The 14016-nt window shown below is 72.9% G+C and carries 16 protein-coding genes and 2 pseudogenes; 8 read left to right on the forward strand and 10 right to left on the reverse strand.

What is annotated here, in order from left to right; all coding sequences use genetic code 11:
* Positions 1-57: 57 nt before the first annotated feature.
* Complete coding sequence (locus Cs7R123_RS37025; RefSeq protein ID WP_212833587.1) at positions 58-648, forward strand: TetR/AcrR family transcriptional regulator; 591 nt, start codon at positions 58-60, stop codon at positions 646-648.
* Here the strand turns inward: Cs7R123_RS37025 and Cs7R123_RS37030 are convergent.
* The gene (locus Cs7R123_RS37030) at positions 636-1136 is read right to left on the reverse strand and encodes a GNAT family N-acetyltransferase (protein WP_212833589.1); all 501 of its coding nucleotides are present in this window, start codon (positions 1134-1136) and stop codon (positions 636-638) included. The two genes, Cs7R123_RS37025 and Cs7R123_RS37030, sit on opposite strands and share 13 nt — an antisense overlap.
* Entirely contained in the window at positions 1133-1348 is a 216-nt protein-coding gene (locus tag Cs7R123_RS37035) for a biotin/lipoyl-binding carrier protein (RefSeq protein ID WP_212833591.1), read from the reverse strand. The genes Cs7R123_RS37030 and Cs7R123_RS37035 overlap by 4 nt, the downstream gene beginning before the upstream one ends.
* Before the next feature lie 125 nt (positions 1349-1473).
* On the opposite strand from Cs7R123_RS37035, the gene Cs7R123_RS41165 reads away from it, so the two are divergent.
* The 3 genes from Cs7R123_RS41165 to Cs7R123_RS37045 are packed head-to-tail and all read left to right on the forward strand — an operon-like array spanning position 1474 to position 4501.
* Entirely contained in the window at positions 1474-1548 is a 75-nt protein-coding gene (locus tag Cs7R123_RS41165) for a 50S ribosomal protein bL37 (RefSeq protein ID WP_372451756.1), read from the forward strand.
* A 42-nt stretch (positions 1549-1590) separates the two neighbouring features.
* Positions 1591-2652 (forward strand): ATP-binding protein, encoded by a 1062-nt coding sequence (locus tag Cs7R123_RS37040; protein ID WP_212833593.1) that lies wholly within the window; start codon positions 1591-1593, stop codon positions 2650-2652.
* 7 nt (positions 2653-2659) lie between these two features.
* On the forward strand, positions 2660-4501 hold the full coding sequence (locus tag Cs7R123_RS37045) for a hypothetical protein (RefSeq protein WP_374707076.1): 1842 nt from the start codon (positions 2660-2662) through the stop codon (positions 4499-4501).
* Positions 4502-4564: 63 nt separating this feature from the next.
* Here the strand turns inward: Cs7R123_RS37045 and Cs7R123_RS37050 are convergent, their stop codons facing one another.
* From Cs7R123_RS37050 to Cs7R123_RS37080, 7 genes and pseudogenes are all read right to left on the reverse strand, one after another.
* Positions 4565-5704, reverse strand: coding sequence for a hypothetical protein (locus tag Cs7R123_RS37050; protein WP_212835147.1), 1140 nt, complete (start codon positions 5702-5704; stop codon positions 4565-4567).
* Positions 5701-6213, reverse strand: coding sequence for a SigE family RNA polymerase sigma factor (locus Cs7R123_RS37055; protein WP_212833595.1), 513 nt, complete (start codon positions 6211-6213; stop codon positions 5701-5703). Before Cs7R123_RS37055 ends, Cs7R123_RS37050 begins: the two co-directional genes overlap by 4 nt.
* 136 nt (positions 6214-6349) lie before the next feature.
* A complete protein-coding gene (gene rsrA, locus Cs7R123_RS37060) occupies positions 6350-6625 on the reverse strand; it encodes a mycothiol system anti-sigma-R factor (RefSeq protein ID WP_212833597.1) in 276 nt (91 codons plus the stop codon).
* Positions 6622-7452 carry a sigma-70 family RNA polymerase sigma factor gene (locus Cs7R123_RS37065; RefSeq protein ID WP_280517350.1) on the reverse strand — a complete coding sequence of 277 codons (831 nt, stop codon included), beginning with the start codon at positions 7450-7452 and terminating at the stop codon, positions 6622-6624. Before Cs7R123_RS37065 ends, rsrA begins: the two co-directional genes overlap by 4 nt.
* Before the next feature lie 136 nt (positions 7453-7588).
* On the reverse strand, positions 7589-8209 hold the full coding sequence (locus Cs7R123_RS37070; RefSeq protein WP_212833599.1) for an alpha/beta family hydrolase: 621 nt from the start codon (positions 8207-8209) through the stop codon (positions 7589-7591).
* A gap of 70 nt (positions 8210-8279) precedes the next feature.
* Positions 8280-8741 (reverse strand): annotated as a pseudogene (locus tag Cs7R123_RS37075) (WhiB family transcriptional regulator); the annotation flags it as partial.
* A gap of 177 nt (positions 8742-8918) precedes the next feature.
* Complete coding sequence (locus tag Cs7R123_RS37080) at positions 8919-9596, reverse strand: SOS response-associated peptidase (RefSeq protein WP_212833601.1); 678 nt, start codon at positions 9594-9596, stop codon at positions 8919-8921.
* Positions 9597-9639: 43 nt separating this feature from the next.
* On the opposite strand from Cs7R123_RS37080, the gene aroA reads away from it, so the two are divergent.
* A complete protein-coding gene (gene aroA / locus Cs7R123_RS37085; RefSeq protein WP_374707077.1) occupies positions 9640-10923 on the forward strand; it encodes a 3-phosphoshikimate 1-carboxyvinyltransferase in 1284 nt (427 codons plus the stop codon).
* A 10-nt stretch (positions 10924-10933) separates the two neighbouring features.
* On the forward strand, positions 10934-11968 hold the full coding sequence (gene rsgA, locus Cs7R123_RS37090; protein ID WP_244872381.1) for a ribosome small subunit-dependent GTPase A: 1035 nt from the start codon (positions 10934-10936) through the stop codon (positions 11966-11968).
* Here the strand turns inward: rsgA and Cs7R123_RS37095 are convergent.
* The gene (locus Cs7R123_RS37095; protein ID WP_212833605.1) at positions 11953-12231 is read right to left on the reverse strand and encodes a DUF2087 domain-containing protein; all 279 of its coding nucleotides are present in this window, start codon (positions 12229-12231) and stop codon (positions 11953-11955) included. The genes rsgA and Cs7R123_RS37095 overlap by 16 nt on opposite strands.
* A gap of 80 nt (positions 12232-12311) precedes the next feature.
* Here Cs7R123_RS37095 and hisN point away from each other — a divergent pair, with 80 nt between their 5' ends.
* Together hisN and Cs7R123_RS37105 are read left to right on the forward strand one after the other, a co-directional pair.
* Entirely contained in the window at positions 12312-13115 is an 804-nt protein-coding gene (gene hisN, locus Cs7R123_RS37100; protein ID WP_212833607.1) for a histidinol-phosphatase, read from the forward strand.
* 105 nt (positions 13116-13220) lie between these two features.
* A pseudogene (locus Cs7R123_RS37105) lies at positions 13221-14015 on the forward strand (hypothetical protein); the annotation flags it as partial.
* Position 14016: the final 1 nt, after the last annotated feature.

Genomic DNA, 14016 nt, shown 5'->3' on the forward strand with positions numbered 1-14016 from the left:
TCAAGCTAGTAACGCGGGAGGATGAGAAGTGTGGTCCACCCGACAACGGAGCCAGCGATGAACCCTGCAGAGCACCGCGCCGAGAGCCGGCCGGACACCCGGGCCCGCATCCAGGCCGTCGCGCTCGAACTGTTCACCGAGCACGGCTACGATGCCACGTCCCTGCGCGAGATCGCCGAGCGCCTCGGCGTGACGAAGGCCGCACTCTACTACCACTTCAAGAGCAAAGAAGAGATCGTCGACAGCTTCAGCGCCGACCACTTCGAGAAGATCAAAGAGATCGTGGCCTGGGGCCAGCAGCAGGAGCGCACCCCGCAGTTCCGGCGCGAGTTCCTCCAGCGCTACGCCGACCAGCTCTACCGGGGCCAGCACCACCAGATCATGAAGTTCTTCCACCAGAACCAGCCGGCGATCAAGCACACCCAGAACGGCGCGCGCATGCGCGAGGTGTTCATCCAGGTCATCGACCTGCTCGCCGACCCGGCCACGGCCAGCCCGACCGACCGGCTGCGCGCCGGCCTGGCGGTGATGTCGCTGCACGCGAGCTGGCTGCTGCTGGAGAACGAGCAGATCACCGACGACCAGCGCCAGGAGGCGTCCGTCGAGGTCGCGCTGGACCTGATCGACCGCGCGGGTCAGAGCGGATAGCGCAGCCCGAGCAGGGTCACCCCGGGCAGCGGCGACCAGTCGCGCTCGGGGAACCGCTCGAAGCCCAGGCGCTCGTAGAGGCGCTGGGCGTCGCGCGCGAAGTCGCGCACGCAGATGACGACGGTGGCGCAGCCCGCCTCGGCGGCCCGGTCCAGGCAGGCGCGCACCAGCGCCTCGCCGACCCCGCGGCCCTGCGCCGACGGCGTGACCGCCAGCATCCGGAACTCGGCCTCCCCCGCCTTGGAGACCTCCGCCAGCGGGGTGCCCGCCAGCACGAACGTGACCGCGCCCAGCACCCGGCCGGTCGCGGCGTCCGCCGCCACCAGCAGCGCGCCCAGGTCGGCACGGGCGCCCGCGTCGAGCAGGTGCGCCTCGTACGGGTGCCCCTCGCGGGTCTGCCCGTCACCCCGGTACGCGGCGACGGACAGCTCGCCGATCTCGTCCAGGTCGGCGGGGACGGCCGACCGGACGACGATCCCGGCCGTCATTCGATGACGGCGATCAGGTCGCCCTCCTGGACGACGTCGCCCTCGTTCACGGCGATCTTGGAAACGACGCCGTCGGACTCGGTGATGACGGGGATCTCCATCTTCATCGACTCGAGGATGACCAGGGTGTCGCCGTCGGAGACCTCGTCACCGGCAGCCGCCACGACCTTCCACACGTTCGCCACCATCTCGGCCCGGATCTCCTCGGCCATCGCCTGCCCCTTCCTCGCTGAAGTAAGACGTCCGTATCCAATCACGGAGCGCCGGAACACGGACGGCCAACCGGCGCATAGGATTTCGACGGACATGCACCCGTCAGGGAGAAGAGGTGTCGACCATGGGCAAGCGCGCACGTAAGAAGAGGCAGCGCAAGGGCTCGAAGGCCAACCACGGCAAGCGACCCAACAGCTAATCCTGTTGCCGGGGTGCACGGCGGGGCGGAGCATTGCCCGTCGTGCACTCCGCGCTCACCGTCACCCCCGCCCGGCTGCCCGACCTGCTGCTGCACGTCGCGGTGGTCCGGCCCGTGTTCGTCTGGGGCGCCCCCGGCATCGGCAAGAGCTCCCTGGTCCGCGCCTTCGCCGAATCCCTCGGGCTGCCCTGCGTCACCCTCGTCGGGACCCAGCTCGCCGCCGAGGACCTGATCGGCGTGCCCGAGCTGCGCGACGGCCGCAGCCGCTTCGCGCCGCCGGAGTCGATCGCGCGCACCGAGCCCTACTGCCTGTTCCTGGACGAGCTGAACGCGTCCAGCCCCGAGGTGCAGAAGGCCTTCTACTCGCTGATCCTGGACCGCCGCATCGGCTCGTACGAGCTGCCGGCCGGTTCGATCGTGATCGGAGCGGGTAACCGCGCCACCGACAACGCCCTCGCCCGGCCGATGGCGTCGGCCCTGGTCAACCGCCTGATCCACGTGCACCTGCGGGCCTCGGCGACCGACTGGCTGGCCTGGGCCGCCGAATCCGCCATCCACCCGTGGGTGCTGGACTACCTGACCCAGCGGCCCGACCACCTGTGGACCCAGCCGCCCAAGACCGAGGAGCCGTTCTCCAGCCCGCGCTCCTGGCACATGCTGTCCGACGCGCTCACCTCGTACGGCGAGGGGGTCGAGGAGGAGACGCTGCGGCTGCTGGCCGGGGGCACCCTCACCGCGGCGCACGCGTCGGGCTTCTGCGCGTACGTGAAGACCGTGCGCCACCGGTACGGCCTCGACGCGATCATCCGGGGCGAGGCGTCCTGGCCCCGCGCGGTCACCGACCGCGACCTGCTCTACTTCTTCGCCGAGACGTTCCGGGCCCGCCTGGTCAAGGAGCTGCCCGCCAGCCGTGAGCACGCCTCCCGCGCGGTACGCGACTTCGCGGTGCGCGCCAAGGGGCTGCTGGTCGAACTGGCCGAGATCTCGCTGGAGTGCGCGCAGCTCGTGGTGGCCGCCGACGACGAGGGCCGGCCGGTGCTGCCCGCGTGGTTCCTGGTCGAGGTCACCCGCGACCTGCCGCGCCTGGTCGCGGCCCGGGTGTGACCGCCCGGTGAGACGCCGTCCCCCGCCGAAGGCCGACCCGAACACGGAGGCCTACACCGAGGCGGTCCAGACCGTGAGCAACCTGCCGATGTTCCGCCCGATGAGCTCCGGCGGGCTGGGCTGGCGGCGCAGCATCCGTACGCACTGGGCGCCGGACGAGGAGCTGGGCCGGGCCCGCGGCTTCGCCCGGGTCGACCCGGACGGGCGGATCACGGTCAACAGCGCCGCGCGCGCCACCGCCGAGGAGTGGACCTGGATCCTCACCCACTGCGTGCTGCACCTGGGCTTCGGCCACCTGGAGCCGGGGCGCCGCACCGACCGGGCCGCCCAGGCCGCGGCCTGCGTGGCGGTGGCCCGCTTCCAGCAGCAGCTGCGGCTCGGCAAGCCGCCGTTCGCGGTCCCGGCCGAGCTGCCCGGCGGTGACGAGGAGCGGATGGCGCAGCTGTGGCGCGACACCGCCGTCCCCGCGGATCTCGGCGCGCTGGGCTGCGGCGGCACCGGGTCCGACCAGGATCCGGCCGGCGTCGTGCCCGAGGACGGGCCGCGCGCCGGGCGGACCGCCGGGCCGCCGCCGCTGACCTGGCCGGAGCTGTTCGCCGTCGGGCTGGCCGCCGCGGCCACCGAGGCGGTGCGCGCGTCAGGCGACCTGCGCACCCGCCCCGACGGCGAGCTCGACCCCGACAGCCCGTGGGAGAAGGCGCGCAGCTGGTTCGTCTCGTCGTACCCGCTGCTGGGAGCCCTCGCCGCCGGTTTCCGGATCGTGGCCGACGTGGAGCTCGCCCGCGCCTGGCAGATCTCCGTCGCGGCGATCGACGCGACCGCCGGGGAGATCTACGTCAACCCGCTGAACAAGCTGTCCGAGCCGCAGTGCCGGTTCGTGCTGGCGCACGAGATGCTGCACGCGGCGCTGCGCCACGGCGAGCGCACCGGCCCGCGCGACCCGTACCTGTGGAACGTCGCCACCGACTTCGTCATCAACGGCTGGCTGGTCGAGATGGGCGTCGGCGAGGTGCCCGACGACCTGCTCCACGACCCGGCGCTCAAGGGCAAGTCCAGCGAGCAGGTGTACGACGAGATCACCACCAACCTGCGCCGCTACCGCAAGCTGGCCACCCTGCGCGGACGCGGCCTCGGCGACATCCTGAACCGCCCGGCCCCGGGCGCCGGGGAGGCCCGGCACGCGGGCGACCTCGACGACTTCTACCGCCGCGCGCTGTGCACCGGCCTGTCGTACCACGAGCAGGGCCGGCGCGGGCTGCTGCCCGCCGGGCTGGTCGCCGAGATCCGGGTGCTGGACAACCCGCCCCCGCCCTGGGACGTGCAGCTGGCGCAGTGGTTCGACCGGTACTTCACCCCGCTGGAGCCGGTGCGCACGTACGCCCGCCCGTCGCGGCGCCAGGCCTCGGCGCCGGACATCCCCCGGCCGGGGCGGTACTACCCCGAGCAGCTGGAGCGGCAGCGCACCTTCGGGGTCGTGCTGGACACCTCCGGCTCGATGAGCGCCGAGCTGATGGGCCGGGCGCTGGGCGCGATCGCGTCGTACGCCCTGGCCCGCGACGTGCCCGCGGCCCGGGTCGTGTTCTGCGACGCGGCCGCCTACGACGCGGGCTACCTGCCGGTCGAGGAGATCGCCGGCCGGGTCCACGTACGCGGCCGCGGCGGCACCGAGCTCCAACCCGGCATCCGCGTCCTCGAACGCGCCGACGACTTCCCCGCCGACGGCCCCATCCTGATCATCACCGACGGCGAGTGCGACGTCCTGCGCGTCCGCCGCGAACACGCCTACCTGATGCCCGCCCACGCCCGCCTCCCCTTCACCCCCCGCGGCCCCGTCTTCGCCCTGCGCTGACCGGCCCGTCGATCATGAACTTATGGCCGTGTTCGACGGTGTGTCCCCACCCCGGCACCGTGATCACCAGGCCAGGGGGGTGAGCGCGGCGGGGAAGGCGGTGGTGGAGACGACCAGGGCGTCGGTGGTGGTAGCGGGTAGGGGGTGGGGGGTCAGGGCGGCGGCGGCCAGGTCGGCCAGGTACACGCCGTACGAGACGGTGCGGCCCTGCCGGTCGGTCACCCGCTGCTCGATCACCATCTCGGTCGCCGAGCGGGCCGACAGCACCCGGACCGACCACGTCTGGCCGGGCGACAGCCGCGGTCCGCGCACCGTGACGGTTCCGCGACCGAGCCGCTGGGTGCCCGGCTCGTAGTAGGCCAGGTCGACCTGCCCCCGCCCGTTGCGCACCACGGCGGACCGGCCCGGCGCCGCCGCACCCGCGTCGAGCCACTGCGGCCGGTCGGACCCGCCGGAGTCGGGCCCGCTCATCGAGCGCTGCCCGCCTTCGCCGTCGAAGACGACGTACGTCGTGCCGCGCACGATCGTGACCACCACCCCGTGGGTCACCTGGTCGAGGTACGTCGCGGCCACCAGGTCGTCGCCCCAGAAGGCCAGGCTGTACCCGTACCGCCCCGGCGACCGGGTCAGCTCGACCGGCGTCGTCCGCAGCGAGCCGGCCTCGACGACCAGCGCGTCGGTGTACCGGTCCGCCGCGGGCGGCACCGCGAAGCGGCTGCCGTCGGCCGACCACACCGGGGTGCCCGGCGACGTGAACGGCAGCTCGACGCGGCGCACCACCCGGTCGGCCAGGCCCATCACCCCGAGCGCCCGGCCGTCGGTCACGGTCGCGCTGCCCAGCCCCGGCGCGACCGAGGTGACCGCCCAGCCGTGCTCGACCCGGGCGTACTCCCCCCGGGCCGGGTCCAGCAGCCACCAGTCGCCGGCCTGATCGGCGTACGCGGCGACCAGGCTGCGCGGCGGCCCGGCGCTCGGCGACGCGGCGACACTGGCCGCCACGTCGGGCGCCGTCCGGGCGTGCCGCAGCAGGTACGCCGGGGCCAGCACCGCCAGCACCGCGAGCACCACCGCGGCCGCGCTCACCCGGCGCACGATCCGGCGGCGGCGCACCCCCGCCAGGGCGCGCGAGCCGAGATCCACCGCCTGGCCCCGGTCGGCCAGCGCGCCGAGGCCACGGCGCAGCTCGTCGTCGAGGTCGATCACCGCGCACCGTCCTTCGGTCGTACCTCCAGGAATGGGCCGCAGGCGGCGCGCAGCTGCGCCATCGCCCGGGACGCCTGGCTGCTCACGGTCTTGACCGAGCAGCCGAGCAGCGCCGCCACCTCCGCCTCGCTGCGGTCCTCTAGATAGCGCAGCACCAGCACGGCGCGCTGGCGCGGCGCCAGCGTCCGCAGCGCCCCGGCGAGCGCCCGCCGCAGCACCACGAGCTGAGCGGGATCGTCGGTGATGTCCAGATCCGGCAGCACCGCCACCGGCACCTCCCGCCACCGGCGCCGCCGCCACCAGGACACGTACTCGTGGTACATGACCCGGCGCACGTACCCGTCCGGGTCCTCGACCCGGTGCCAGCGCGTGACCAGCCGCTCCAGTGCGGTCTGCAGCAGGTCCTCGGCGGCATGCTGCGCCCCGGTCAGCGCGAACGCGACCCGGAAAAGCTCCGGGGTCGCCCGCGCCACGAACGCGCGGAACTCCTGTTCGACATCGGGTCCCACCCGCCACCTCCACTACACAGGAGGCTCCGGCGGCGCCCGACCCTGCATGCCCGCGCTGTTCGTTACCCAGCCGTGACCCGGAGCACGAAAAGAGCCGCCCGTGCGGGCGGCTCTCTCGACATCAGGGGGTACGGCCTCAGCCGGGCTCGCGGGCGGTCTCGTGCTCGACGACCAGCTCGGACAGCTTCGCGCGCAGCCGCTCCTTGAGCTCGCTCGGCGCCTGCTCCTGCCCGCAGCAGCGGTTGACCAGCGCCTTGACCTCCTGCTCGATGCCGAACTCGCGCAGGCAGGGGGAGCACTCATCGAGGTGCTGCTTGATCACGAAGCGGCGGTCGTCGCTGCACTCCAGGTCGAGGTAGAGATATACCTCCGTGAGCACCTCGCGGCAGTCGCCGCCCTCATGGTCGCTCATGACGCCTCCCGAGCGTGCTGACCCGTGAAGCCGCGCTCGGCGGCGTAGTCCTCCAGGAGGTTACGCAGATTCCGTCGACCGCGGTGCAGCCGCGACATCACGGTGCCGATCGGCGTGCCCATGATGTCGGCGATCTCCTTGTAGGAGAAGCCTTCCACGTCGGCGAGGTAGACCGCCAGCCGGAACTCCTCCGGCAGCGACTGCAGGGCTTCCTTCACGTCACTGTCGGGCAGCCGGTCCAGCGCCTCGGTCTCGGCCGAGCGCAGACCGGACGAGGTGTGGGACTCCGCCTCGGCCAGCTGCCAGTCGGTGATCTCGTCCGTCGGCGCCTGGATGGGCTGGCGCTGCTTCTTGCGGTACGAGTTGATGAAGGTGTTCGTGAGGATGCGGTAGAGCCACGCCTTGAGGTTCGTGCCGTCCTCGAACTGGTGGAACGCGGCGAACGCCTTGAGGAACGTCTCCTGGAGCAGGTCCTCGGCGTCGGCCGGGTTGCGCGTCATGCGCAGCGCCGCCGCGTAGAGCTGGTCGAGGAAGGGCATCGCGTCCCGCTCGAAGCGGGCACGGCGCTCTTCTACGCTGTCGGTGCTGGTCAACCGCGAAACCACCTTCTGCAGTTTCTTCGGCTGCGGCTCCTCCACGACGGGCCGCTGCGCTGAGGCTGACTCTACCGATGACAGCTGCACCCGGGGCGCGGGCACGGCGGTAATACCGCTGACCGCGTCGGAGTCGAGCAGCGCGGGCCACTGCGGCGCGGAGAGCAGGTTCTCCACCGCGCGCAGGACCGGATCGTCGTTCGACCGTGCCAGGCAGCGTGTACCGGTTCGCACCATCGACCACCTCTCGCCCTGGAGCCGGCGTGCGCCGGCTTACCCGCGGGGTGCAACACCGGTCGTCGGCTCCCGCATTCCGGACGGCCGCGCACGGGTGGCGCCCGTCACGTGGACCCGGCCGGACGGCCGCGGCTCAGCGCGCCCAGCCGTGGGCGCGCAGGAACGCGACCACCGCCCCGGCCGCCGCGTGCGGGGCCTGGCGCAGGTCGTGCCGCTCCCCGACAAGTACAACGATCTCCACCCCCGGGGTGGCACCAGGCACCCCGAACGGGTCACGATCACCGTTGACGACCAGTGTCGGCAGCCCGGTCAGCAGCTCGGCGGCGCGGCTGCGCTCCGGCCTGCCCGGCGGGTGCAGCGGGAACGCCAGGGCGACGATCCCGGCCGCGCCGACCTCGGCGGCGGTCCGGCAGGCCACCCGGGCCCCGCTGGAGCGCCCGCCGACGAGCACCGGCACGCGTCCGGCCTGCGCGGTGAGCACCTCCAGCACCGCGCGCCACGCCTCGTCCAGGTGTCCGGCCGGGGGCGGGGTGCGCCGTCCGGCGACGCGGTAGGGCTGGGTGACCAGCGCCACGGCGACGCCCGCGGCCAGCGCGCCGTCACGTACGGCGGTCAGGTCTGGGGCGTCCACGCTGCCGCCCGCCCCGTGCCCGAGCACGAGCAGCGAGGCGGGGACGGCGCGGCTGCCCGGCACGGTCAGGTCGACCCGTGCCGGGCCGCGTTCGGTCTCGATGGTCTGGGTGCCGTTGCGCACCCGACGATCATGCGGCGTGAGCGTGCTCCCTGGCCAGCAGCGGCACGCCGTGACGGGCGTCCCGCTCGGCCTCGCCGAGGGTGACCAGGGCCAGTTCGGCCCGGCTCTGCGTCGGGATCCGCCGGGTCGTGGCGGCACGGCGCGGCGGCTGCAACTGCCCGGCCGATACCACCAGCTCCGGTTGAGGGCCGAAGGCGACGAACTGCGTCTCCTCCGCCGACTCCTCGGTGCGCCAGGCGACGAGCATCGCCCGGCGCTCCCGCGCGGTCGTGCCGCCCCAGACCCCGTGGCAGTCCCCGACGCTGAGCGCCCAGGCCAGACACGCCCCGGACACCGGGCAACGACCGCACAGCTGCACTGCTGTGTCGGCCGCCTCCAGCGGCGCCGGGAAGAAGGTCTCCGGATCGGCGGCCTGGCACGCACCTCTGGTCCGCCAGGCATTGTCGTGACGTTCCCGCACCGCGCGCATCAGACGCGGATCGCGGCGCGCGGCCGCGATTTCATGCGGGCGTGGAACCCGCGCCCGGGTCATTCCACCCACCTCCCCCGTGGGTCGGTCCCATCGCCAGCTGACGATGGGATCCGGCTGAATGTCGTTGACGCTAAGACAACCGCGCCACACGACGCTGTGTCTTACCGCACAGCGGGGAGTCCAGACAAGGGTTTACCCGCAAATTCGTGACGCAAACTGTCACGATCCGCCGCAAAATCAGAACAGCGCTGCCGGTTCGGCCGGTCCCACCAGCCGTTGAGTCAATCCAGGGCCGTCGTTGCGGACGTCGCCCACGGCCGGACCGACGGGACGGATCTCCACCGTGGACACCAGTTCCGGGCCGGGCGGGGCCAGCAGGTCGGCGTCGGCCGGGCCGGCCAGCCAGGCCGCCCAGTCCGCCGGGGCCAGCAGCAGCGGCATCCGGTCGTGCACCGAGGCCAGCGCACCCTGGGCCGCCGTGGTGATGATGGTGCAGCTCAGGCCGAACTTCCCGGCCGTCCACAGCCCCGCGAGGGCCAGCCCGTCCCCGTGCGTCATGTAGTAGGCCTGCTTGCCCTCGGGGGTGCGGGTCCACTCGTACCAGCCGTCGGCGGGCACGATGCACCGCTTGGCCGCGAACGACGGCCCGAACGCCCGCGAGGACGCCAGCGTCTCCGACCGGGCATTGATCATCTTAAAACCGGTGCGCGGGTCGTCGGCCCACGGCGGCAGGAAGCCCCAGCGCGCCACGCTCAGCACCCGGCCGCCGCGCGAGGCCGAGACGCGCACGATCGGCGCGGGATCGGTCGGGGCCAGGTTGTAGTCGGGGGCCAGCCCGCCGGCCGTGTCGTCCTCGGCCTGGAACAGCCGGGACAGATCCACCGCCGTACGCGTCGTCGCATAGCGCCCGCACATGCCGCTCACCTTACGCCTGGGTGGATCAGGCAGACTGGAGGGCGTGAGCAGACCACTACAGCCGTGGGCCGCGCCCACCGCCACCGGCCCCGTGAACTCGGTGGTCCGGCTGCCCGGATCGAAGTCCATCACCGCCCGCGCGCTGGTGCTGTCTGCCGTCGCGATGGGCCCCTCGACCCTGCTCGCCCCGCTGCGGGCCCGCGACACCGAACTGATGGCGGCCGGGCTGCGCGCGCTCGGCTCCCATGTGAACACCGCCGACGAGCAGCGCTGGGAGGTCCGGCCGCGTCCGCTCATCGGACCGGCGCACGTCGACGTCGGCCTGGCCGGCACGGTGATGCGCTTCGTGCCGCCGCTGGCCGCGCTGGCCAACGGCCCGGTCACCTTCGACGGCGACCCCCGCGCCCGGCAGCGCCCGCTCGGCCCGCTGCTCAAGGCGCTGCGCGAGCTCGGCGCGACCATCGAGGCGTCCAGCATCGACGGCCTGCCGCTGACCGTGCACGGCAAGGGCCGCCTGCGCGGTGGCGAGGTGAACGTGGACGCCTCGCTGTCCAGCCAGCTCATCTCCGGCCTGCTGCTGGCCGCCGCCGACTTCGACGAGGGCATCACCGTGCGCCACGTCGGCACCAACCCCGTGCCCAGCGCCCCGCACCTGCGGATGACGGTGCAGATGCTGCGCGCCGCGGGCGCCGGTGTCGACGACGCCACCCCGAACGTCTGGCACGTCGCCCCGGGCCGCCTGAGCGGCCGGGCCTGGCAGGTCGAGCCCGACCTGTCCGGGGCCGCGCCGTTCTTCGCCGCCGCGCTGGTCACCGGCGGCAGCGTCACCCTGGCCGGCTGGCCGCGCAGCAGCGTGCAGCCGGTGGAGAAGGTGCGCCAGCTGCTCACCCAGCTCGGTGGCGCGCTCACCCTGTCCGAGCACGGCCTGACCGTCGCGGGCACCGGCGTGATCAACGGCATCGACGCGGATCTCTCAGATGTGGGCGAACTCACACCCGTCGTCGCCGCCCTCGCCGTGCTGGCCGAGGGGCCGTCGGTGCTGCGCGGCGTCGGCCACATCCGCACCCACGAGACGGACCGGCTGGCGGCCCTGGCCCGCGAGCTCACCGCGCTGGGCGCCCGCGTCACCGAGACCGAGGACGGCCTGGAGATCACCCCGGCGCCGCTGACCGGCACCCACTTCGAGACCTACGACGACCACCGGATGGCGCACGCCGCCGCGGTCATCGGTCTGCGGGTGCCGGGCGTGCAGCTGTCCGACGTGGCGTGTACCGCCAAGACGCTGCCCGAATTCGCGGCACTATGGGGCGAGTTGGCCGGGCAGTGAGGGCAGGCAGTTGAAACGCAAGCGGGAGTACGACGAGGACGACGTGCGGGTGCGGGCCACCCGCTCGTCCCGTCCCCGCACCCGGACCAGGCCGACGCACTCCGACGCGGTGACCGGGTTCGTGGTCGCGGTCGACCGCGGCCGCTACACCTGCGTGGTCGCGGGCGACCGCAAGGGCGAGACGTTCGAGGTGACCGCGATGCGCGCCCGCGAGCTGGGGCGCAAGTCGGTGGTGGTCGGCGACGAGGTGGCGCTGGTCGGCGACGTCAGCGGCGACGTGGGCAGCCTGGCCCGGATCGTACGGATCGAGGAGCGGCGCTCGGTGCTGCGCCGCACCGCCGACGACGACGAGAACACCGCCGAGGGCCGGATCGAGCGGGTGGTGGTGGCCAACGCCGACCAGCTCGTCATCGTCAGTGCGCTGGCCGACCCGCCGCCGCGCGAGGGCTTCATCGACCGCTGCCTGGTCGCCGCGTACGCCGCCGACATCGAGCCGCTGCTGTGCCTGACCAAGGCCGATCTCGGCGGCCCCGAGCAGGTCGTCTCCTACTACTCCGAGCTCGACCTCGACTACGTGCTGTGCCGGCCTGACAGTGACCTGGCCGAGCTGCGCGAGCGCCTGTCCGGTCGCGTCTCGGTGCTGGTCGGGCACTCCGGCGTGGGCAAGTCGACGCTGGTCAACCGGCTCATTCCGGGCACCGGGCGGGCCGTCGGCGTGGTCAGCGCGATCGGCAAGGGCCGGCACACCTCGACCAGCGCCGTCGCGCTGCGGCTGCCGGACCGCAAGGAGTCCTGGATCATCGACACCCCGGGCGTACGCAGCTTCGGCCTGGCCCTGGTCTCCTCCGACGACCTGCTGCACGGCTTCCCCGACCTGGTCGAGGGCACCGTCGACTGCCCGCCGAACTGCGAGCACACCGGCGGCGAGTGCGTGCTGGACGCCTGGGTGGGGCAGGGGCGCGCCGACGCGCGGCGGCTGGCGTCGTTCCGGCGGCTGCTGGCCTCGCGGGCCGGTGACGCCGACCCCGGTCAGACGTCGACGTAGCCGCCGGTGCGCCAGTACACGCCGTCCTCGCGCGCCATCAGGCCGGTGTCGATGAGGTAGCGGCGCAGCGACACCCAGTCGTGCTCGTAGAACGCGCGCAGCACCGCGTCGACCTCGCGCTCGGTGAGCCGTACGCCCGGTTCGAACGCGCACACCACGTGTTCGAGCAGCAGCCGCCGCTTGCCCGCGCGGGCGGGCATGCTGCGGATGCGCCCCGACTCGTCCAGGAAGGGCGCGAGGACCCGGTCGGTGTCGGTACTCATGCCGACGAAACTACCCGGCTGGTCCAGCCGGTATTCGCACCCGATACCGGGCGATAGCGGAGATCCGATAAATTCTCGGCATGGCCCGCTACTCGGACGACCTCGGCGTCGCCCACGCGCTGGCGGACACCGCCGACTCGATCTCCATGTCGCGCTTCCGCAAGACAGACCTGCACGTCGAGTCGAAGCCCGATCTGACCCCGGTCAGCGAGGCCGACACCGCCGTGGAGAAGGCGCTGCGGTCCACCCTGGCCCGCATCCGGCCGCGCGACGGCGTGCTGGGCGAGGAATTCGGGATCACCGGGGCCACCAGCAACCGGCAGTGGGTCATCGATCCGATCGACGGCACGAAGAACTACATCCGCGGGGTGCCGATCTGGGCCACGCTGATCGCGCTGATGGAGGGGGACGAGCCGGTCGTCGGCCTGGTCTCGGCACCCGCGCTGAACCGGCGCTGGTGGGCCGCGCGCGGGCTGGGCGCGTTCGCGGGCCGGCACCAGGCCGCGGCCACCCCGATCCGCGTCTCCGGCGTGCGCCGCCTGGCCGACGCGAGCTTCTGCTACTCCGAGCTCGACGGCTGGGAGCAGACCGGCCGCCTGGCGTCGGTGCTGGACCTGATGCGCAAGACCTGGCGCAGCCGGGCGTACGGCGACTTCTACGGCTACATGCTGCTGGCCGAGGGCGCCGTCGACATCATGATCGAACCTGAGCTGATGCTGTGGGACATCGCCGCGCTGGTGCCGATCATCACCGAGGCGGGCGGCACGTTCACCGACCTGTCCGGACGGCCCGGTGCGGGCGGCGGCTCCGCCATCGCGACGAACGGGCAGTTACACACGGATGTCCTGGAAAAGCTGAGTCCAGCAGGTCTTCGCGCTCTGTAGTCAACCTCATTCACTCGGTTATCTGGCCGCCGGGTGGGGCGCACCCGACCCCTAAGGGTCTAAGCTGCGTTGGTGGTGTCCTCTGGCTGGTGGTTCCTGGTGGCGATGATCGCCGCGTACGGCATCGCCAACCTGTTGCAGTCCATGGCGGCAACACGCACAGCGACGACTGACAACCTGGACCCCGGCCTGCTGCTGCGGCTCTTCGGCAACAAGACGTACCTGCTCGGGCTCGGCTGCCAGATCCTCGGCTTCTTCCTGGCCCTCGGGGCGCGGCGCGACCTGCCGCTGTTCCTGGTCCAGTCGGCCGTCACGGCCGGGTTGTGCGTCACCGCGTTCTGCGGCGTCGTGCTGCTCAAGTGGAAGCTGCCGCTGGCCGAGATCTCCCTGCTCACGCTGGTCGTCGCGGGCATCGGCATGCTCGCCGCGTCGGCCAAGCCCGGCCACGCCGAACCGCTCGACGCCAAGGGCATCATCTCGCTCGTCGTCGCCCTGGCCGCGATCGCGGCGGTCAGCGTCGTCGCGGGCAAGGTCAAGGGCGTGCTCGGCTCGGTGGTGCTCGGCTCGCTCGCCGGGCTCTGCTTCGCCTCCGCCGCCATCGCGGCCCGGCCGCTGGCCTCGGCGCAGAACATCGTCGAGTTCGGCCTCAACCCCCTGCTGTATCTGGTCATCGCGCACTCGCTCACCGGCCAGCTGCTGCTCGGCCTGGCCATGCAGCGCGGCTCGACCAACGCCGCCGTCGCCGCGATGGACGCCGCGGGCGCGGTGCCGGCCGCCGCGATCGGCATGCTGCTGCTGGGCGACCAGATCCGCAGCGGCATGGTGTGGGTCGCGGCCCTCGGCTTCGTGCTCACCCTCGGCGCGGTCATCGCGCTGACCAGGTTCGCCGAGCCGCAACACG

Source organism: Catellatospora sp. TT07R-123 (assembly GCF_018327705.1).
Classification (GTDB): domain Bacteria; phylum Actinomycetota; class Actinomycetes; order Mycobacteriales; family Micromonosporaceae; genus Catellatospora.